The organism is Streptomyces pristinaespiralis, from assembly GCF_001278075.1.
Classification (GTDB): domain Bacteria; phylum Actinomycetota; class Actinomycetes; order Streptomycetales; family Streptomycetaceae; genus Streptomyces; species Streptomyces pristinaespiralis.
In genome coordinates this window covers 2235503-2255887 of sequence record NZ_CP011340.1, presented here as the reverse complement: position 1 = coordinate 2255887, position 20385 = coordinate 2235503, and the positions used below count along the sequence as shown (strand labels likewise).

The window sequence follows — 20385 nt, the reverse complement described above, 5'->3', positions numbered from 1 at the left end:
GGTGACGTATGTAAGCGGCCGCCCCGCATCGCCTTCCTCGCCGCTTTTCCGTGTCACATGATTCTCGCAAGGCATTCAGGGCCGACATTTCGATTCGGTGTTCCCGAGTCATTTCTCGATTTCCCGGAAGGTGCGAAAAAATGGGGGTAGATGCGCCGGAGCGCATTGCCGTGAGGCCGGATTCCGCCGGCCTGACGGGGGTGCGGCTCCACACACGGATGCCGGTCACACCGGCATGGCTGGCCCGGCACGTCGTGCCGGTCGCCCGGGCACTGGGCGAGCAGGGAGCGGCCGGTGTCCAGCTGCGGCGCGGCTGGCTGCACGGACCCCACGTCGACATCCTCGCGCTGTCGGCGCCGGGCCTGCCGGGCGGCGGCCCCGACTGGGCGGACGTCGCGCGCCGGCTGGACGCCGGGCCGCTGGACCCGCCGCGGGCACTGACCGAGGAGGCCTACCTCGAGCAGGCACGTGAGTTCGGCCGGCTCGAGGCGGTGCAGCCGCCGTACCTTCCGCTGCGCGAGCACGGCGCCGTCGAGGCCGTCGCCCCGGGCGACACCCGCTCCCGCGAACCAAGGCTCGACCGTTTCCGTACCGTCGTCCTCGGCGCGCTGAACAAGCCGCTGCTGCGGACGATCGACGGCATCGCCCACGACCCCGGCACCGCCACCGTCCGCCTCGCCGAGGCGTTCGCCGCGCTGGCCGACACCCACTATCTCGGCCCCGCGTACGGGGTGTTCTCACCGCGCTCCCACGTCGAGGCGTTCCTCGCCTGGGCCGCGCCGACCAAGGACGTCAGGCCCCTGTTCGTCCAGCGCCTCGCCGAGGACGCGCCGCGGCTGAGGGCCGTCGTGGAACAGCGCCTGAGCGGCGAGGTATCGCCCGCCGCGGCGGAGTGGCGCACCGCGTTCGCGTACAGCTCCGGCGCGCTGGAGAGCGCCGTGGCCGCGGGCACCCTCACGCTCGGACTGCTCGACGGCGTCACCGAGGGGGTCGACCGCACGGAGATGGGCCCGCCCGGAGCGACCCGCGTCGTCCCGCGGGGCGAGCAGCCGGACAGCGACTTCCACCGGGCCGTCGACGCGTCGGGAGCGGTCGCCGACCCCTCGCCGTGGTTCGCCGCGTTCCGGCTGCTGACCAACCTCTTCTACGAGCAGCTGCCGTTGCTGACCGTCTCGCCGATGCAGCGCTACTACATGTGCTTCGCCGTCGCCGAGACGGTGGACGACGTCCTCGGCACGTCCTGGCAGGAGCGACTGGACGCCCGGCGGCCCGGTGCGGGCGCCGCCACCACAGCCGACCCCACGGGAGCCCCACGATGACCGCGCCCACGACCGAATCAGCCACCCACACCACATGGGCCACCGCCGGCCCCCCGGCCGCGCCCGCACCCGACCCGGCCCCGGCGTCCGTGTCCACGGCGCCCGAACCCGAACCGCTCTGGTTCCTGCGGGTCAATCCGCTGCGCCGGACCCGGCTCGCCGACCCCGGGCAGCGCGGACTGCTCGCCGAACTCGCCGACGCCGAGAACGCGTTGCGCACGGCCGCCGACGCGTGCTCCGACGAGCTCTACCACCGCATCGGTGACGCGGCCGACGACGCCGAGCGCCGCGAACTCATCGCCCTGCGGCGCACCGTCCACAACGACCGCGCCCCCAAGAAGCCGCCCGTCCCCACCCCCGCCGTCGACCGGTGGCTCGCGGCGCGCGAGCGCAGGGAGCGGCTGCGCGACGAGATCACGAGCGGCTACGCGGCGGCGGCCGACCGTGAACGCGAGCGCCTCGCCGCCCTGTTGGGCGACGACGACCTGCTGCGCTCGCTGGCGCTCGTCGCGCCCGAGGTGCACCAGGAGGCGGAGCGCTACCGCGCCGCCGTCCTCGGCCCCGGCAACGTCTCCGCCCGTACCCGCAAGTCGGAGCGCGGACTGATCCAGTACGTCACCCGGGCCATGGTCCGCACCAGCCCGCTGTCCCGGTTCACCGCCGTCGGCATCGCGGAGCCCGACCCGGAGGGGGTGGACCCGGACGATGTGCCGTTCACCGGCGCGACCGCGTTCCCGGGCCTCGACCGGGTCATGCTCGGCTATGTGCTCGGCGGCCTGCCCGCCCCCGACGACGCGGCGCTCGCGGACCTGTGGGTAGGACTGCCGCCCACCTCCGCGCCCGACCCGGAGGCCGGCAAGCTGTTCTTCCTGAAGCTCACCGACGCCGGCATGCGCCGGCTCGCCGTGCCCCTCGACGGCCCCGCCGGTGACCTGCTCGACGCGGTCTCCATGGGACCCCGCCCGTACCCCTCCGTGGTCAGGCACGTCGCCGAACGCGCCGGCTGCGCGGAGCAGGACGCGGAGCGCCGGGTGCGGCACGCCCTCGGCCAGGGCCTGCTGTGCTCGTTCCACGAGGCGGAGGACGGGGCCGCCGATTACGACGACCTGCTCAGCCCCGGCGACCCCCGCGCCGCCGGGCTCACCGACAGCATCAAGGCCGGCCTGCCGGAGCTGGCGGCCGCGCCCGCCGCCGGCCGCGGCGCCGTCCTCGCCTCCCTGCGCGACGACCTCGGCAGGCTCAGCCACCTCGCCCGGCGGCCCGCCCGGATCACGGTCGAGGAGGACTACGTCATGCCACCGCTCAAGGTGGCCACCGACAAATGGCGGCAGCCCCTCGCCGACCTCGGGCCCGCCGTCGAACTCCTCACCGTCTTCGACTGGCTGCACGACGTACGGGTCCTGATGACCGCCGCGTTCGTCGAACGGTTCGGCGCCGGGGCCGACGTGCCCCTCGCCGCCAACGCCGCCTTCGTGGTCGGCGAGGTCTCGCGCCGGGCCGCCGCCATGGACGCCGTGTACGGGCCGAAGGGCACCGGCGACCCGTCCGCGCTCGCCGGCATCGGCCCCGCCGACGGCTCGCTGGAGCGGATGTACCTGCTGCGCCGCGAGTTGACGGAGGCCGTCCACACCCGCCTGACCAAGGTCGCGGAGGCGGGAGAGGACACCCTCGTCCTGACGCCCGGAGACGTCGCCGGACTCACCGACGCGCTGCCCGACCGCTTCCGCCAGGACCCGCTGATCTACGGCGTGCTCCTCCAGCAGGCCGGGCAGCAGCTGATCCTCAACGACGGGCTGCCCGGGCACGGGATGCTCTACGCCCGCTTCCTGGAGGCCGACCGCCGCCAGGGCGGCAGGGCGCTGCCGCTCCTCGAGGAACACCTGCGGCGCGCCTACGGATTCGACGGCGCCCGCGTCACGGAGGACCTCGGCCTGCACCGGCTGAACGTCAACGCCCACACGCCGATCCTGCCCGGCGGCCTCACGCCGGAGGACTGGTTCACCCTGCGTCTGGTGCACGACAGAGCGACCGACACGCTGCACGTCGAGGACGCCGACGGCGCCCCGCTGCGGGTGCTGCCGCTCGGCACCGGCCACCCCGGACTGTTCCCGCCGCCGCTGTCGGTGGCCTCCGGTCTCGTCATCAGCGGCCGGCTCTTCAACAGCCTGCCGAACAGCTGGCACGCCGCCACCCCGTGGGACGGGCGCACCACAAGGACCGCGCCCCGCATGGCCGTCGGCGACGTGCTGATCGGCCGGCGGCGCTGGTACGGCGGCGAGGAACTCGCCGCCGCGGTGGCCGCCGGCCCCGAGGAGCACGACCGGCTCCTCGCCGTCAACGCGTGGCGCGCCCGCCACGGTGTGGCGGAGGAGGTCGTGATCAAGACCGCCCCGGAGGACGAGGGCCCGCTGTCCGTGGGCGCACCCGACGTGCAGTCCAAGAGGCTCCAGCAGAAGCCGCAGTACGTCGACCTGACGAGCGCCCTCAGCACCCGCGTACTGCCCAGGATGCTGGACCGCCGCGGCGCCGACACCGGCGGCAGCTACCTGGAGGAGGCCCTGCCGTCCGTCGTCGACGGCACGCACGCCACCGAGTGGGTCGTCGAGGTCGGCCGCGAGGCGGGCGGGCGGTTCACCTACCACCGCGCCGGCGAGGGGAAGCAGTCATGAAGCTCAAGGCCCGACCGGATCTCCACTTCGCGCCGGTCCCCGGCGGCGTCTACTTCAGCGGTGTCCGCGGCAGTTTCGTGCTCCGCGGCTCCGATGTCCTCCACGCGGTCGCCCAGGGATGCGTCCCCCTGCTGGAGCAGGGGGCCACCGAGGACGAACTCGTCGCCGCCATCGGCACGGAACGGGCCCGCCCCGCCGTGCGCCACCTGGTCGGCAAGCTCCGCGACAGCGGCATGCTCCTCGACACCGCGGCCCTCACCGCACCCGAACCGCCGACGGCGGTGCGCGAGCGGCACCCCGAGCCGCTGGCCCGCCTGGAGTCCCTGCACGACGACCCGTACGCGGCCTTCCAGCGGCTGCGCACCGCCCGGGTGACCGTCGCCGGCCCCCCGGAGGCCACCGGCCCGGCCGCCCGCGGACTGCGCAGGGCAGGCGTGGCGGACGTGACCGTCACCGGCTCCCTCGACGCCCGCCGCGGCACGTACGACGCCATGGACGCCGTCCTCGACGCGACCGGGGGACAGGTGCCCGAACTGCCGGAGCACGTCCCCTACTTCCCGCTGCTGCTCGGCGGCCGGGTCACGCTCGTCGGCCCGGCCCTCACCGGAGCCGGCCGGGCCCGTACCTGGGCGGCCTTCCGCGACCGGGCGCTCGCCTGGGCGGACGCCGAGGACGTCACCCCCGCACCGCGCCCGGTCGCGGACGCCCTCGCCGGCGCACTGGCCGGACAACTGATCTTCGACACCCTCACGGGTACGGCTGCCATGGGCGAGGCCCATGTCGTGCACGGGGCGGACCTGGTCTCCGACCGGGTGACCGTCGAGGGAGCTCACGTGGCGGCCGCGACCGGCCGACCGAGCTCCCTCCAGGACGCCGTGGCGCAGCCGATGCCGGAAGGGGAGACGGCGCTCGAAGCGGCGGGCGCGGTCGCCCGCCGCTGGACGGGGCTGATCGCGTCGGCCGCCGGCGAGGACCTGCCCCAGATGCCGCTCGCGCTGCGCGCGGCGGAGCAGCGCGGCGGCCGCCCCGGCACCGTCGTCGCCTGGGCGGCGCATCAGGAGACCGCCACGGTGGCTGCCGCCCTGGCCGCGCTGCGGGCAGAAAGCCCGAAGGCGGACGGCGTCCCGGCCGCCGGGCTCACGGAGGAACACTGGCTCCTGGACGGAGCTCTGCGCACGCTGACGCCGGACGCCCGGCCGCTCGGGGAGGCGACGGACGACGACGTCGACGCCGAGGCCCACCGCATCCGGGAACACCTGCGCCCGCTGCTTGCCAGCGGACCGGCCGTCGGCCTGCTGCACGTCCCCGGCCTCGACTGGCGCCTGGCCAAGGTCACCGACGGCACCGGGGTGCTCGGGCAGGCGTGGGGAGCCACCGCCACGGAGGCCGTACGCAACGCCTGGTGCACCGCACTCGCCCGCACCCTCACGACGTCCGGAAGCACGACGTCCGGAAGCACGGCGTCCGAGGCCATGTCGGCCGGGCGCACGCCGACCCCGGGTACCCCGGCAGGGCGCACCACGGCCGACGCCGCCGCGTCCGGCTGCATCGGCCCCGTCGACGAAGTCTCCACCGACGCCCTGCTGTTCGCCGACAGCACGGTCCTCGGCACCCTGCGCAAGCAGCTCACCGAGCACGCGGCGGAGACCGGCCGCGGCTGGGCGGGCCACCCGGCCCGCGTCGACGCCGTACTCGGCGAGATCCCCCTCTGGTACGGGCCCGTAGTGGCCGAGGAACGCCCCCGGGAGACCCACGATGGCAACTGACACGGCCCCCGGCACCCGGTCACCGGGCGTCGCCACCGGACCCGGGCTCACCGGGCGCCCCGGCTCCCCGTACACCGACGGCACCTGGCGCGGCGTCATCGCGCTCCTCGCCGAGGCGAGCGACGGCACGGTGGCCGTCGACCGGGGCTGGGACCTCGACTGGGAGCGCCGGCAGCTCGCCGCTGCCGCCGCCTCGGGCCGCGGCCACCTCTCGGTGCGGCTCCACGACGACGAGGTCGTGATCGGCCCACTGTGGCGGCCGGGCACCGGCGCGGGCTGCGCGGGCTGCGCCGAGGTCCGCGACAGAACGATCCGCGAACACCCTCTCGTCGGCGACCTCACCCGGGCCACCGCGGCCCCGTCCCCGAGCGCGCCGCTGCTCCCCGAACTGCTCCGGGCGACCCTGGAGTATCTGGCGCAGCGGCCGCTCGGGCCCGGAGAGGCCTACGCCGTCTCCGCCAAGGGGCTGAGACGGCACCGCGTCGCGCGCAGCTTCCACTGCCCGCTGTGCGGGCCGGACGCGGAACAACTGGACGGCGCCGCGCCCCCGTTGCCGCCGGCGCTCACCGGCCGGCCCGCCTCCGCCGGGGATCCGACCCGGTCCGCGGACAGCCGCCTCGTCGCACGCGGTCTGCTGCGCGAGCGCCTCGTCGACGCCCGCTTCGGACCGGTCCGGGCGATCCTGCGCGAGTCCCACGCGCCGTTCGCGATGAGCATGGCCGTCGTGGCCGACGCCCCCGCCATGGGCCACGGCCGCGCGCAGACGTTCGCGGAGACCGAGCCGGTCGCCGTGCTGGAGGCGTACGAGCGCCTCGGTGGTTTCCCGTACGACATCCCGGTCCTCACGGGCCGTGCGTACAAGGACGTCGCCGAGTACGCCGTGGACCCCGGCACGCTCGGCAGGTACACGCAGGAGCAGCTCGACCACCCCACCTCACGGGTGACGCCCTCGGACGAGCACACCGAAATGGACTGGGTGTGGGGCCACGACCTCACCGACGGCCGGGCCCTGCTCGTCCCCGCCGACCACGCCTTCTACCAGTACGAGTACGCCTTCCGCAGGGACCGCCGCGCGGCCCGCGCGGTCGGCCCGCACGAGCGCAAGCACTACTTCTACGAGTCCTCCAGCGGCTGCGCCGTGGGCGCCAACCTCGAGGAGGCCGCGCTCCACTCGCTGTTCGAGCTGGCCGAGCGCGACGCCTTCCTCACCTGCTGGTACCGGGCGAGGCCGCTGCCGTACATCCCCGAATCGTCGATCACCGACCCGACGAGCCGGGCCATGATCGAGCTGGTCCGGGCCAGGGGCTTCGACGTGCACCTCCTGGTCGCGACCCGGGACATCGCCCTGCCGGTGGTGTGGGTCCTCGCGGTGAACCGCAGGAACCCGTTCCCGGCGACCTTCTCCTCCGCCGGCTCCGGCGCCGACCCTCGGTCCGCGATCCGCGGCGCCCTGCGGGAGGTCGCCCAGCTCGTCACCAACCCCGTCGACTGGACGCGCGAACAGGTGGAGCCGATGGTCGAGGACCCCTGGCTGGTGCAGGAGCTGGAGGACCATGTGCGCTTCTCCTCGCTGCCGGAGACCCGCGAGCGGGCCACCGTCACCCTCGGCGGCCCCGCGGTCGCACTGGAAGAGGCGTTCCCCGGCTGGCCGCAGCGCCTGGCACGGGAGTCCGGCGGCGACGTCCGCGGCGCGCTCGACTTCGTACGGAGCCTGTTCGCCGACGCCGGCCTCGACCAGGTCGTGCTCGTCGACCAGACCAGCCGCGAGCACGCCGACGCCGGCATCTCGGTCGCCCGCGCGGTCGTGCCGGGCATCGTGCCCATGTGCTTCGGGCACGCCCAGCAGCGCCTCGCCGGGCTGCCGAGGCTGGAGGCCGCCCTGCGCGGCACCGGCCAGGAGCACCGGGCCGTCCCCTACGACCCGCACCCGTTCCCGTGACGGCGCCCACCGCACCCCGCGGCGGGTCCGCGACCGGCCGCGGCTGCCCGGTCGACCTGCCGGGGCCCGAGGGCGACAACAGCATCGCCCGCGAACCGCTCTGGTACGCGTACGGCGCCGGCGACGACGAACCGGCCGCGCCGGAGTGGACGTGGACGCCCGAGCCGCCGCCGGACGATCACGTCCCGCCCCCGCCGCCGCGCGGCCGGGGCGCCCGCACGACCCTGCCGCTGGGCACGGTGGACCTCCTGGAACGCATGCCGTTCCCACGGGTCCCCGGCGGCCCGGGGCGGACGGGTGGCGCTGCGGTCTCCGGCGGCCCCGGGCCGGCGGGCGGCACTCCCGTCCCCGGCGGCTCCCGAGTGACCGACCCGCTCGGCCGGGCGCTCGTCACCGCGTTCGGGCCGCAGCGGCGTGAGCCGGAGAACCCGTACAACGACCACAGGTCCTACGCCTCCCCGCGCTGCCTCTTCCCCGTCCACGCCTTCGTGGACGGCGGCGGCGAGGACCCCTGGCGACTGCTCGAGCCGGACCGGCACGCGCTGACCGGCGCGCCCGGTCCCGGCCCCGGCCGCCGGATCGCGCTCACCGGGCGCTACACGGCGATCCCCTCCGCCTACAAGTGGTTCCGCGGCTCGCTCGTCGCCATCGAACTGGGCATCGTGTTGCGGGCGTTGAGCATCGGACTCGAGCTGTTCGGGCTGCCGGCCCGGCTCAGGCCGCCGGATGCCGGCGCGCACGCCGTGCTCGACGGCATCGGCCTGGACCGCACCTGGGAGTGGTCGCTGCCCTTCGTGCTCGACGTGGGCGACCCGCCGACCGCCACGACCGCCGGGACCGCGCCCGATCCCCTTCCGTCGGACGTCGCCCGGCGGGACCCGGCGCTCGCCGACCTCGTCCGGATCAACCGGACCCAGACGTACACCGGTGACGCCGTACCGCTGACCACCGCCGTCCCGGCCGGCCTGCCGGCCTCGCGGCGGACCCCCGACTGGGCCGAACTGCTCTGGCAGCGCCACTCGGGACGAATGCCGCGCGCCCTGCACGGGATGACCGGACGGCGCCGGCGCGTGCCGGCCGAGGCACTGGACACCGCCCTGCGCTGGCTCGCCGTCCCGCCGCCGGGCCCCGAACTCGCGGCGGCTTTCGACGCCGTCAGGATCACCGTCGTCACCCAGGGGGTCGACGGCCACGAGGACGGCGTGCACCGCGCACAGGCGGGGACCGCCCGCCTGCTGCGCCGGGACGCCGAGGCACCCGCCCTGCTGGAGGAGCACTACGGATACGGCGTCTCGCCCGTCAACGGCTGCGGCATCGAGAACGCACCCATGAGCGTGTTCCTGTCCGTACGGCCCAGGGAGCTGTTCGCGCGGCTCGGCCCGGCCGGCTGGGGCGCGGCGCAGCACGCCTGCGGCTGGGCCGTGCACGGGCTGTGTCTGTCCGCCGCGGCGTCCGGCCTGTTCGCGCGCCCCGTCAGGGCGTTCAAGGAGATACCCGTACAGCGCGTCCTCGGCCTGGAGGAGGACGAGACGATCGTCCTGTCCGCGGTGGTGGGAGTCCCGCAGGACACCGGCGGCGCGCTGCTCGACCTGAGACTGTGAAGGAGCGCTCCATGACATGGAATTCGTGGCACCTGCACCTCGCCACCACCGCCAGGTCCGCCCACGACCGGGTGCTGACCCGGGTCGTCGGACCGACCGTGCGGGAACTGGCGGCGGACCGGCCGTGGTTCTTCATCCGCTACTGGCAGGCCGGCCCCCATCTGCGGCTGCGCATCGCCGACCTCGACCCGACGACGTACGGACGGGTCGAGGCCGCCCTGCGGGAGCGGCTGGCCGACGCCGGCCGGCTCACCGCCGGTGAGGAACCCCTGGCGGCCGAGGACTACCGGCGGAGCGCCGGACAGCTGGCGTCCGCGGGGGAGCAGGGGGAGGACCGGAACGTCCGCGAACTGCTCGCCCCCGGCGTCCACCGCGCCATCTACGAGCCCGAGTTCGACCGCTACGGCGGCCCCGCGCTGATGCCCGCCACCGAGGCCCTCTTCCGCCTCTCCAGCGAACTGGTCCTCGGCCTGGTCCCCAAGGCCGTGACCGAGCGGCACCGCGCCCTGCTCGCCCTGCGCGGCACCATGGCCGCCGCGGCGGCCCTCGGTGACGCGACGGAACGCACGTACTTCTACGCCCACGGTCTCGGCGCCTGGCGCGCCTGGGCCGGCGACGCGGGATACCCGGGCGACCTGCTCGACTCCGTCACCACCATCACCCGGGCCGCCGGGGCCGCACCCGTCGACCCGCTGGACCACGGGGTGTTCGCCCGCTGGCACGACGGGCTCGCGGCGCTGACCGGCGACCTCCGCGAGAAGTCGGACACGCACCCCGGCATGGTCCTGTTCTCGCACGCGCACATGCTCCACAACCGCCTCGGGCTGAGCCTGCTCGAGGAACTCCGCACGTACGCGTGGCTCGCACACGTCTTCCCCGTCGCCCACACGGACGGTGCGATGCCGCCTGCCCCCGGGACGGACGGCGCCGAGCCGCCCGCCCCCCAGCCCGTCCGGCCCCCCGAGGCCGGACGGGTGCCGGCCCCGGCGGGGTGACTCCCCCTCCCCGCCGCCCCACGGGGCCGCACGAAGGCCCGGCCGGAACGTTCCGGCCGGGCCTTCGCGTACGTGCGCGCCGCTCACTCCGCCGTGCGGACGAACGCCGCCGTGACCCGCAGCCGCAGCCGCGGTCCGACGAGCGGGCGCATCGCGCTCACGCCGCACGCGTGCCGGTCGAGCTCCGCCGTCGCGTGCACGACCGCCCGTGTGCCGTCCGGCGAGACGGTGCACGCCCCGGTGTCGACGGTGAAGGCGAGCGGCACGGACCGGCCCTTGACCTCGATCAGGCCGGTCACCCGCCACGGCTCGCCGGTGGTGAGGTGCTCACCGGTGAACCGGATCGAGGGAAAGCGGTCCGCGTCGAGGAAGCCGAGCCCGCGGACGGCCTTGTCGCGGTTCGCGTTGCCGGTGCTGAAGCCGGCGGCGTCGACCTCCGCCTCCACCTTCCGCAGCCCGCCGCGGAGCACGGCGCTCCCGGAGCGCACGGGGAGCGAGCCGGTGACCGGCAGGAAGAAGAAGTGCCGGCCGGTGAATTCGACGGACGAGGTGCCGGCGTCGAGCGTCCAGGAGCCGTCGACGGCGGCGGCGGTCAGCCCGGTGGCGGCCTCTGAGTGGTCGGTGAGGGACATGGTGGGGGTTTCCCTTCGGGGTGCGAGAACGGTGCGAGAAGGATCGGAGGAGACGGAGGCAGCGAGGGGGCCCCGCAACGGAGGCCCCCTGTCGACTGCTGTGCCCGCACCGCTTCCGCGGAGCGCGGTGGTGCGTGCGGGTGAGGGTCACTCGGGCCGCGGGTCCCAGCGGAAGCTGCGGACCGCGATCAGCGCGCCGATGACGCCCCAGGCGGCGAGGACCGCGAGTTCCTTCCACTGGAAACCGGCGTTGTGCGCGAACGGCGCCAGCATCGCGTCGTTGAACGGCTTCACCGGGAGCAGCCCGGCGATGTTGTTCAGCACCTCGGAGTGGATCGGGAAGTAGCTGCCGGAGATGAACACCAGCGGGAACTGGATGAACTGCACGACGGCCGGGGCCGCCTCCGAGTTCTTGATCAGCGAGGCCACCCCCACGCCCAGCGCGCAGAAGCTCGCCGCACCCAGCACCAGCGTCACGGTGACCGCCGCCCAGTGCGTGGGCAGCGGCACGCCGTACAGCGAGCCGATGCCGATGACGAGCGCCACGTCGATGACGCTGACGACGATGCAGTGCACCAGCAGCCCGGCGAAGTACACCCAGGCCGGCAGCGGGGTGGCGTGCAGCCGCTTGAGCACACCCGTCTGCCGGCGCATCGCCAGGATGATCGCCAGCTGGCCGTAGCACGCGCCGAGCACCGAGACCGCGGCGATCGTCGGCGTGTAGTACTGCATGCCGGTCAGGCCGAAGAAGAACTTCTCGTCGGCGCCGCCGCTGAACACCGCGCCGAAGATCGTGATGATCACGATCGGCAGCACGAAGGTGAAGACCATCGACTGCGGATTGCGCCAGAACGACAGTTGCTCGTAACGGATCTGATGGACCAGCAGCGCCAGGTCGCCGCGGGCGTCCGCACGGGCCGCCGAGCGCCCCGCGCCGGTGGCCGTGGTGGGGGTCAGGGTGGTCATGAGCGGCTCCGTCCCGGTCGGCGTCCCCGGCCGGGGGACGGCCTGCGCCCCCGCTCCGAGGACGGCGAGGATGCTTCCTTCTCCGCGTACTTGCCGGTGAGGCTCAGATAGACGTCCTCGAGGGTGGGCTGTTCGACGGTCAGCCGCTCCAGCGGCGTACCGCGGCGCAGCGCCCACTCGGTGAGCCGGTGCAGCGCGGCGGTCGGCTCCTCGGCCTCCGCCGTCACCAGACCGTCCTCCGCGTCGGTGACCGGCAGGGGCACGTCGGCGATCGCGGCGCCCTGCGGCAGCGCGAAGCGGATCCTGGCCAGCGCGCTGTCCCGGCCGCCGAGCGTGTCGGGAGTGCCGGCGGCGACGATCCGGCCGCCGGCGATGACGGCGACCGAGTCGGCGAGCGCCTGCGCCTCGTCCATGTAGTGCGTGGTGAGCACGATGGTGGTGCCCGCGTCGCGCAGGTTCCGCACGACCTCCCACGCACCGCGCCGCGCGTTCGGGTCGAAGCCGGTGGTGGGCTCGTCCAGGAACAGCAGTTGCGGGTTGCCGACGACGCCGAGCGCCAGGTCGAGCCGCCGCTTCTGGCCGCCGGACAGGTCCTTCACCTTGGCGCCCCGCTTCTCCTCGAGGCCGACGAGGTCGATCACCTCGTCCACCCCGCGGGGCTCGGGGTAGTAGCCGGCGTTGCGCGCGATCGTCTCGCGCACCGACAGGTACGGCTCGACGGCGATGTCCTGGAGCACCAGCCCGATCTGCCCGCGCAGCCACCTCCCGTCGGCCTTCCTGCCCGGGTCGCGCCCGAGCACCTCCACGCTTCCGCCGTCACGGTCGCGGAAGCCCTCCAGAATCTCGAGCGTGGTCGTCTTGCCCGCCCCGTTCGGGCCGAGCAGGGCGAAGATCTCCCCGTCGCGGACGGTGAAGTCGACGCCGCGCACCGCCTCGTGGTCCCCGTAACGCTTTCGCAGGCCGTCCACGGCCACCGCGGTCACCGCGGTCCCTCCGCTTCGGTCACTGTGTGCCTCCCGGTGCTGTTGTCGGGTCCGGTGTTGCCGTTCGCCCGAAGACCGAACTCCGGGTCGCTGTCGCGACGTTAGGCCCGGTCAGCGCGGTGTCCGCAGGATCGGGAGGCATCCGATGACGGACGTCACGCAAGCGGCGACAGGTGTCAGCACCCATGTGACGGGCGTTGCGGCGCGCGGCGCGGGCCGCACATCCTTCAGGGCATTGCCGACGGAGCAGCTGACGCGGAAGGCGGTCATGACGTGGGGTTCGGGGAAGTGGGCGGAATGAGACGGCCGCGGATCACGGTGGTCGGTGCGGGCATCGGCGGACTGACCCTCGCCGGCGCGCTCGCCGCGAACGGTACGGATTACGTCATCCACGAGCAGACCCGGCGGCTCGCCGAGGTCGGGGCGGGGGTGCAGCTCTCGCCCAACGCCGTCCGGCCGCTGCTGCGGCTCGGCCTCGGCGACGCACTGCGCGAGCACGCCGTACGCATCGACGCGATGGAGGTACGCGGCTGGACCGGCCGGCCCGTCGCCCGTACTCCGCTGGGCGAGGAGTGCGAGCGGATGTTCGGCGCGCCGTACTACTCGATCCACCGCGCCCATCTGCACGAGGCGCTGCTGTCCCTGGTCGACCGCGACCGGCTCCGGCTCGGCGAACTCCTGCGCGGCGCACGGGAGACGGACACCGGCGGCGTGCGGCTGACCTTCGAGGACGGCACCGTGCGCGACGCAGGGGTGGTGGTCGGCGCGGACGGCATCCACTCCACGGTCCGCGAGGCGTTCGTGCGCGACGAGCCCGTCTTCGCCGGCCTCGGCATCTACCGCGGCCTCGTCCCCGCCGACCGCCTGCCGGACGCGGCCCGCGAGCGCCTCGTGCGTCTCTGGCTCGGCCCCGGCGGCCACTTCGTGTGCTACCCGGTCGCCGCCGGCGAGTACCTCAGCTTCGCGGCGACGGTCCCGATGGACGAGGCGCCCGCAGAGTCGTGGTCGGCGCCCGGTGATCCAGAGGACCTGCGCCGCGCGTTCGGCTCCTGGACCGGCCTGGTCTCCGACATCGTCGAGGCGACCGAGGTGACGCACCAGTGGGCGCTCCACGACCGGCCGCCGCTGCGCACCTGGTCGAGCCGGCGCATCACCCTCCTCGGCGACGCGGCCCATCCGATGCTGCCGTTCATGGCGCAGGGCGCGGGCCAGGCGATCGAGGACGCGATGGACCTGGCGGCCTGCCTCACCGACGCGCCCGAGGAGCGGATCGCGGACAGCCTCGCCCGCTACGAGGCGTTGCGCATCCCGCGCACGGCCGAGATCCAGCGCGGCTCCCGCGGCAACGCGGGCGTCCTCCACCTCCCGGACGGCCCGGCCCAGCGCCGCCGCGACGCCCGGATGGCGGTCCACGCCTCCCTCCGCGACCGCGCCACGCTCTACGCGCACGAGACGGGTCGCAGTGTGGTCGCCGCGGCGGTGTGACGCGTCTGAGTACGGCACGCGGCCGACCTGAGTACGCGGCCGGATCCCCCCGCGCCGCGCGTCCGGTCGAATCGGAGCATGCTCCCTGAAGCCCTCCGCCACCCCCGCGTCCGGGGCGCCGCCACGGCCGGCACGGCCCTCGCCGTGACGCTGCTCCCGCTCGTGGCAGGCGTCCTGCTGGCCAAGACGATGGCCGCCGACCCGATGACGCCGGTGAACGCGCTGATCACCAGCGGCGGCCACCGCGCCCGCGTGTCACCGGCGCACCTGCGCGGCTGCGGCAGAAGCGCGGCACGCCGCTGCCGCGCCGCGGGAGCGGCGGCCCGCGCCTCCCGCCTCCGCCTCCGGCCGGAGCCGGCCGCGCTGTCGAGGCGGGGCGCCTCGACGCCGAACTGGCGTACCTGGGCGCCCGGTTCCCGGGGAGGCGGCGGGCAGGCCGGCATCAGCAGGTCCGAATGATCTGCATGGATTTCCGTCACTCACGAACCGTATGAGTCCCCTATGGGCCAGTTTCCGCGATGCTCGCGGGAACACGGCCGTGACAGCATTCCGTGCGTGAGTGACAACGGGGATGACATATCGAGGCCTGACCGCCTCTCCAGACTTTCGGAGTTGGCCGAGCTGGCTGGTCCGACCGACCAGGGGGAACTGGTCGAGCAGGCAGAGGGGCCGGTGCCAGCGTCGGTCGCCGTGCCTGCCGAGCGGCCGGTGGCGGTTCCCGCTGTGCCGGTGGTGGATGAGGTGGTGGCGGGTCGGCGTGGGTTTGCGCGTTTGCTGGGGGAGTTCCGGCGTGCGGCGGTGTTGGTGCCGTTCGATGCGCAGGGGAGTTTGTGGACGGCGGATTTCAGAAGTTCGAGCCGCTGCCCACGGACTGGCTGCGCGCGGCGGACGCGTGCGAGGACGCGGCCAAGGCTTTGGAAACCTACTCCAAGGCGGTCACCAGTGCGCAGGGCAAGGCGAAGGAGGCGATCGCCCTCTACAGGGAGGGTGAGAGCGACTCCAAGAAGGCGGCCGAGGCGTACAACAAGAAGGTCGAGGCCTACAACGCGGCCCGCAACGGGGACAACCCGCTGCCGGACCCGGGTGAGTTCTCCGACCCGGGCAAGGCCAAGCGGGCCCGGGCCCAGGAGATCCTCGCCGACGCCCGCAAGGCCCGCAACGAGGCCGCGGAGAGCGCGAAGAGTGCGGTGACGGCGGCGATGGCACACGCGCCGAAGGAGCCCACCGGCCGGGACAAACTCAAGGCCGAGTTCACCGACTACGCCCTGGGCATGGGCGTGGAATCCATGCACCTGGCCGGCGGCGTGGTCAAGGGAACAGCGGGCATCGTCAACTTCGTCCGCTCGGTCAACCCGCTCGACATGTACAACCTGACCCACCCGGCCGAGTACTACAAGGGCGTCAACACCACGCTCGCCGGTATCGCCTCCACCGTCGCCAACCCCGACCGCGCCCTGAAGAACGCCTGGGACGCCGCCAAGGGCGACCCGTCCGAATTCATCGGCCGCCTCATCCCCGAAATCCTCGGCACCAAAGGCGCCGGAGCGGTCAAGGGCCTGGTCACCGCCGGCAAACACCTGCCCGACGCCAACAAGCCGGGCAGCACCCGAGGCGACCACGACCGTGACCCCGACAGCGGCGGCAAGAAGTGCAGCGACACCAAGTGCGACGGAGATCCCGTCGACATCGCGACCGGCCGCATGCTCCTGCCGCAGACCGACATCGTCCTGCCGGGCTCACTGCCACTGGTGTTCCAACGCACGCATGACTCCTCACACCGGTCAGGCCGCTGGTTCGGCCCGACCTGGTCGAGCACGGTCGACCAACGCCTGGAGATCGACTCCGAAGGCGTGGTGTTCAGCTGTGCCGAGGGCAGCCTGCTGGCCTATCCGCACCCCGCGCCGGGTGTCCCCGTCCTGCCCACGCACGGACGGCGCTGGCCAATCGACCGGGTCGACGACGGCTACACGATCACCGACCCCGAAACCGGCCAGGTCTGGCACTTCACCGACCACACCGCCGAACTCGCCCTGTTGGCGCAGATCGACGACCGCAACGGTCGCTGGATCACCTTCGAGCACGACGAATCCGGCGCTCCGACGTCGATCGTCCACCACGGTGGCTACCACCTGAAGCTCACCACCGCGGACGGGCGGGTCACGGCCCTTCACCTCGCGGGCGCCGCCCCCGACGGCAGCGATCAGGAGATCCTCCGCTACGGCTACACCGACGGTCACCTCACCGACGTCACCAACTCCTGCGGCCGCCCCCTGCGCTTCGGCTGCGACGAACAGGGCCGCATCACCTCGTGGACCGACACCAACGGCAGCCACTACGACTACGTCTACGACGAGAAGGACCGCTGCACCTACCAGACCGGCTCCAACGGCCACATGGAATCCCATTTCACGTGGGACGACACGGACCCGGAAACCGGCCTGCGGACGACCTCCATCACCGACGGCCTCGGCCACACCAAACGCTTCGTGATCAACGACCGTGCCCAGGTCGTCGCCGAGATCGACGCACTCGGCGCGGTCACCCGCTACGCATACGACCGCTACAACCGCCTCCTGTCCCGCACCGACCCCCTCGGCCACGTCAGCCGCTCCACCTATGACGAGCACGGCCGCATGACGGTGCTGGAGCGCCCCGACGGACGGCAGGCGCGGGCCGAGTACGACGACAATGGCCTGCCGATACGCATCGTCGGCACGGACGGCAACGTCACGCGCCAGATCTTCGACGAGCGCGGCAACCGCACGTCGATGACCGACCCCTCGGGCGCGACGGCAAACTTCGCGTACGACACAGCCGGCCGGCTCACCTCGGTGACGGACCCGCTCGGCGCCACCACCCGGCTGGTCCTGGACCGCCGGGGCCTCCCCGTCGAGGTCACCGATCCGCTGGGCGCCACGACCCGCTTCGAGCGCGACGCCTTCGGCCGTCTGGTCCGGATCACCGATGCTCTCGGCGCGGAGACCCGGATGGAGTGGACGGTCGAGGGCCGGCCGTCCCGCCGGACGGCACCCGACGGCACGGTGGAATCGTGGACGTACGACGGAGAGGGCAACTGCCTCAGCCACACGGACGTGATGGGCGGCACGACCCAGTTCACGTACACCGACTTCGACCTGCTGACGTCCCGCACCAGCCCGGACGGGGTCCGCTACGAGTTCTCGCATGACACCAGCCTGCGGCTGGCGCGGGTGACCAACCCGCAGGGGCTGACGTGGGACTACGCCTACGACGCGACGGGCCGACTGGTCACGGAGACGGACTTCGACGGCCGGGCGCTGAGCTACGACTATGACGCGGCGGGCCGTCTGGTCTCCCGGGCGAACGGCCTCGGGCAGACGATCCGGTTCAACCGCGACACCCTCGGTCGGATCGTCCGCAAGGACGCCGAGGGGGCGGTCAGCACCTACGAGTACGACATCTTCGACCAGCTGGCGGCGGCGACCGGCCCGGACGCGACCCTTGTCCGTATCCGGGACCGCTTCGGCCGCCTCAAGTCGGAGACGGTGAACGGCCGCAGGCTCTCCTTTACCCACGACAAGGCGGGTCGCCGAACGGGCCGGACCACTCCGGGCGGGGCAGTGAGCTCATGGTCGTGCGACGTGTCCGGCCGCAGAACGGAACTCACCACCTCAGGCCGCACACTCGCGTTCGGATACGACGCAACGGGCCGCGAAACGTCCCGTACAGTCGGCGACTTCGCGTCCCTGACCTCGGTGTTCGATGTGATGGGCCGTCTTACCGCCCAGGAGGTCACCGGCGGCCGGGGCCACCACCTCCAGCACCGTGCCTACGCCTACCGCCCCGACGGCAACCTCGTCTCCCTCACCGACGAACTCTCCGGCCCTCGCCGCTTCGACCTGGATGCGGCGGGCCGCGTCTCGGCCGTCCACGCGAACGGCTGGAGCGAGCGGTACGCGTACGACGGGGCGGGAAACCAGACGGAGGCGTCCTGGCCGTCGACCCATCCGTCCCACGATGCAACGGGTCCGCGGACGTACCAGGGCACCCGCATCACCCACGCGGGCGCGCTCCGCTACGAACACGATGCCCAGGGCCGCGTCACACTCCGCCAACGAACTCGCCTCTCTCGGAAGCCGGACACCTGGCGCTACACCTGGGACGCCGAGGACCGCCTGAGCTCCGTCACTACCCCGGATGGCACGGTCTGGCGGTACGCGTACGACCCCCTGGGCCGCCGAATATTGAAGCAATCCCCGCTGGAAACCGTCCACTTCACCTGGGACGGCACGACCCTCTGCGAACAGACGGCGGGGGAGATCACCCTCACCTGGGACCACGCGGGCCTACGCCCCCTGACCCAGACGGAACGCCGGGCCGACACCACCGACGACCGCTTCTTCGCCATCGTGACGGACCTGATCGGCACCCCGACGGAACTCGTCGACGAGTCGGGCGAGTTTGCCTGGCGGACCCGCACCACCCTTTGGGGCACCACCACATGGACCCGCGACGCCACGGCATACACCCCGCTCCGCTTCCCGGGCCAGTACTTCGACCCGGAGTCGGGCCTCCACTACAACTACTTCCGCTACTACGACCCGGAATCGGCCCGCTACCTCACCCCGGACCCGCTGGGCCTCGCCCCGGCCCCGAACCCGGCGACATACGTCCACAACCCGCATAGGTGGAGCGACCCGCTCGGGCTTTCTCCGTGCCCGGAAGAGCGCGGAAAATACGACTTCCGGCAGCCCAACCCTGATTTTCCGCCCGACCAGGCCGCCGTAGACGCCATGAGGTCGGCCCCACGCGGCGGAAACATCGATTGTTCGGAAATCGCGGAACGAGTACTCGAGGGCTCTAGCGGCAACGGGAAGATCGTCAACTTCACCCTCCGGGAAGGCGGCGACATTCATATCCCCGAGAATATGGGTTCACAAGTGACGGAGTACCGATACCATGATGTGTATACGGACGGAAAGTACGTATATGATCCGGCGATGAGCAACGATCCTATTCCCTACGGGGACTATGAACGTGCGATTCGACTGAATAACCCCGATAAGAAATTGATCGTCGGTAACGGGGGTTACGACGGCCCCCTTTGGTGACGAGAAGAAAGGCATCGGACCCATGTCGACACGTTTCCGTGTGGCGGGCGAGACCCTCAGACGTCTGGGGGCCTTGGAGTGGCTCAAGCTCAGCGCGGGGTCTCACCCGGACCGCGGTCACCTTCAAGTTCCCTATGTCGGCTGGCGGTTCGCCGAGCCGAGCGGCGAGAAGCTCCAGACCATCGAAGACGCCGTCCGAACGACACCGACTCAAGTGGACTGGCGCGTGGACACATCCCGGCGGAACTGGCTTCTCGCACCGGCACGCATCCTGGGAAACGGTGCGAACCCGGCAGCCTCACCGGCCTTCGACGAACGCGTCGAGGCGGCGACCCGGGATCAGGGTTTCTGCGCGCAGGCCTTGAGCGACCTCGACGCGATCATGCGGACCCTGGGTGAGCTCACCGCCGTGCAAGAGGACCCGCACGGGGACTGAGCTGTTGCTGCCGCGGATCCAGGGCCCACCGCCCGCCCGTTCGCGCGGGCGGGTGAAACGCCGGTGAGGTCCGGTGGACCGCCTCCGTGATCGGGCGGCCGTCGATCGGCTTCTCCAGGGTCTTCTCCACCCGCTTGCGCAGCTGGATGTTCAGCTCGCGCAGGCGGGCCTCTTCCAGCTCCGTCGGAGCCCCCATCAGCAGGCCCGGGCGTTGCCGTTGAGCGGGAAGGCGATCGTCTCGCGGATGTTCGGCTCATCGGCCAGGAGCATGACGCCCCGCCGTGTCGACATGGACTCGACCGGCTGCGTCACGGCCGTCCCTGCGAGGGGCCGGACGGAGCAGTACGCCTACTACGACGCCGGAAACCAGACAGAGGCCTCCCGGCCGGCCACCCCACCCGTCCCCGCCGTGACGGGCACACGCGCCTATCAAGGCACTCGGATCGCCGGCGCGGGTACCGTGCGCTACGAACACGACGCGCTCGGCCGCATCACCCTCCGCCA

12 protein-coding genes and 2 pseudogenes are annotated in these 20385 nt (G+C 73.0%); 10 read left to right on the top strand and 4 right to left on the bottom strand.

Features of this window, described 5'->3' with window-relative positions:
- Window positions 1-170 precede the first annotated feature (170 nt).
- From SPRI_RS09395 to SPRI_RS09370, 6 genes are read left to right on the top strand one after another with little or no spacing between them, the layout of a single operon-like run.
- Window positions 171-1319, top strand: coding sequence for a hypothetical protein (locus SPRI_RS09395; protein ID WP_238996212.1), 1149 nt, complete (start codon window positions 171-173; stop codon window positions 1317-1319).
- Window positions 1316-3988 (top strand): hypothetical protein, encoded by a 2673-nt coding sequence (locus SPRI_RS09390; protein WP_078951234.1) that lies wholly within the window; start codon window positions 1316-1318, stop codon window positions 3986-3988. The genes SPRI_RS09395 and SPRI_RS09390 overlap by 4 nt, the downstream gene beginning before the upstream one ends.
- Window positions 3985-5754 (top strand): hypothetical protein, encoded by a 1770-nt coding sequence (locus SPRI_RS09385; RefSeq protein ID WP_053556851.1) that lies wholly within the window; start codon window positions 3985-3987, stop codon window positions 5752-5754. Before SPRI_RS09390 ends, SPRI_RS09385 begins: the two co-directional genes overlap by 4 nt.
- The gene (locus SPRI_RS09380) at window positions 5744-7693 is read left to right on the top strand and encodes a TOMM precursor leader peptide-binding protein (protein WP_053556850.1); all 1950 of its coding nucleotides are present in this window, start codon (window positions 5744-5746) and stop codon (window positions 7691-7693) included. Before SPRI_RS09385 ends, SPRI_RS09380 begins: the two co-directional genes overlap by 11 nt.
- Window positions 7690-9294: a nitroreductase family protein gene (locus SPRI_RS09375; RefSeq protein ID WP_050791455.1), complete on the top strand. Its 1605-nt coding sequence runs from the start codon at window positions 7690-7692 to the stop codon at window positions 9292-9294. The genes SPRI_RS09380 and SPRI_RS09375 overlap by 4 nt, the downstream gene beginning before the upstream one ends.
- 11 nt (window positions 9295-9305) lie before the next feature.
- Window positions 9306-10289: a thiopeptide-type bacteriocin biosynthesis protein gene (locus tag SPRI_RS09370; protein WP_063805337.1), complete on the top strand. Its 984-nt coding sequence runs from the start codon at window positions 9306-9308 to the stop codon at window positions 10287-10289.
- 83 nt (window positions 10290-10372) lie between these two features.
- Here the strand turns inward: SPRI_RS09370 and SPRI_RS09365 are convergent, their stop codons facing one another.
- The 3 genes from SPRI_RS09365 to SPRI_RS09355 form a co-directional block, all read right to left on the bottom strand.
- A complete protein-coding gene (locus tag SPRI_RS09365) occupies window positions 10373-10921 on the bottom strand; it encodes a YceI family protein (RefSeq protein ID WP_005310717.1) in 549 nt (182 codons plus the stop codon).
- 147 nt (window positions 10922-11068) lie between these two features.
- Window positions 11069-11887 (bottom strand): ABC transporter permease, encoded by an 819-nt coding sequence (locus tag SPRI_RS09360; protein ID WP_005310716.1) that lies wholly within the window; start codon window positions 11885-11887, stop codon window positions 11069-11071.
- Window positions 11884-12870 (bottom strand): ABC transporter ATP-binding protein, encoded by a 987-nt coding sequence (locus SPRI_RS09355; protein WP_005310713.1) that lies wholly within the window; start codon window positions 12868-12870, stop codon window positions 11884-11886. Before SPRI_RS09355 ends, SPRI_RS09360 begins: the two co-directional genes overlap by 4 nt.
- 297 nt (window positions 12871-13167) lie before the next feature.
- On the opposite strand from SPRI_RS09355, the gene SPRI_RS09350 reads away from it, so the two are divergent.
- The 4 genes and pseudogenes from SPRI_RS09350 (at window position 13168) to SPRI_RS38470 (ending at window position 19881) form a co-directional block, all read left to right on the top strand.
- Complete coding sequence (locus SPRI_RS09350) at window positions 13168-14355, top strand: FAD-dependent monooxygenase (RefSeq protein WP_037773549.1); 1188 nt, start codon at window positions 13168-13170, stop codon at window positions 14353-14355.
- 78 nt (window positions 14356-14433) lie between these two features.
- Entirely contained in the window at window positions 14434-14814 is a 381-nt protein-coding gene (locus SPRI_RS39960; protein ID WP_005310709.1) for a hypothetical protein, read from the top strand.
- A 392-nt stretch (window positions 14815-15206) separates the two neighbouring features.
- Window positions 15207-19445 (top strand): annotated as a pseudogene (locus SPRI_RS09340) (putative T7SS-secreted protein); the annotation flags it as partial.
- 22 nt (window positions 19446-19467) lie between these two features.
- Window positions 19468-19881, top strand: coding sequence for a hypothetical protein (locus tag SPRI_RS38470; RefSeq protein ID WP_005310705.1), 414 nt, complete (start codon window positions 19468-19470; stop codon window positions 19879-19881).
- Here the strand turns inward: SPRI_RS38470 and SPRI_RS39955 are convergent.
- A pseudogene (locus SPRI_RS39955) lies at window positions 19847-20160 on the bottom strand (hypothetical protein); the annotation flags it as partial. The gene SPRI_RS38470 and the pseudogene SPRI_RS39955 sit on opposite strands and share 35 nt — an antisense overlap.
- Window positions 20161-20385 lie beyond the last annotated feature (225 nt).

Bases quoted from the DNA above. Each gene is read 5' to 3' on its own strand.
- SPRI_RS09390 (WP_078951234.1), top strand. From the start codon at position 1,316: ATGACCGCGCCCACGACCGAATCAGCCACCCACACCACATGGGCCACC.
- SPRI_RS09385 (WP_053556851.1), top strand. From the start codon at position 3,985: ATGAAGCTCAAGGCCCGACCGGATCTCCACTTCGCGCCGGTCCCCGGC.
- SPRI_RS09380 (WP_053556850.1), top strand. From the start codon at position 5,744: ATGGCAACTGACACGGCCCCCGGCACCCGGTCACCGGGCGTCGCCACC.
- SPRI_RS09370 (WP_063805337.1), top strand. From the start codon at position 9,306: ATGACATGGAATTCGTGGCACCTGCACCTCGCCACCACCGCCAGGTCC.
- SPRI_RS09365 (WP_005310717.1), bottom strand. From the start codon at position 10,921: ATGTCCCTCACCGACCACTCAGAGGCCGCCACCGGGCTGACCGCCGCC.
- SPRI_RS09360 (WP_005310716.1), bottom strand. From the start codon at position 11,887: ATGACCACCCTGACCCCCACCACGGCCACCGGCGCGGGGCGCTCGGCG.
- SPRI_RS09350 (WP_037773549.1), top strand. From the start codon at position 13,168: ATGAGACGGCCGCGGATCACGGTGGTCGGTGCGGGCATCGGCGGACTG.
- SPRI_RS39960 (WP_005310709.1), top strand. From the start codon at position 14,434: ATGCTCCCTGAAGCCCTCCGCCACCCCCGCGTCCGGGGCGCCGCCACG.
- SPRI_RS38470 (WP_005310705.1), top strand. From the start codon at position 19,468: ATGTCGACACGTTTCCGTGTGGCGGGCGAGACCCTCAGACGTCTGGGG.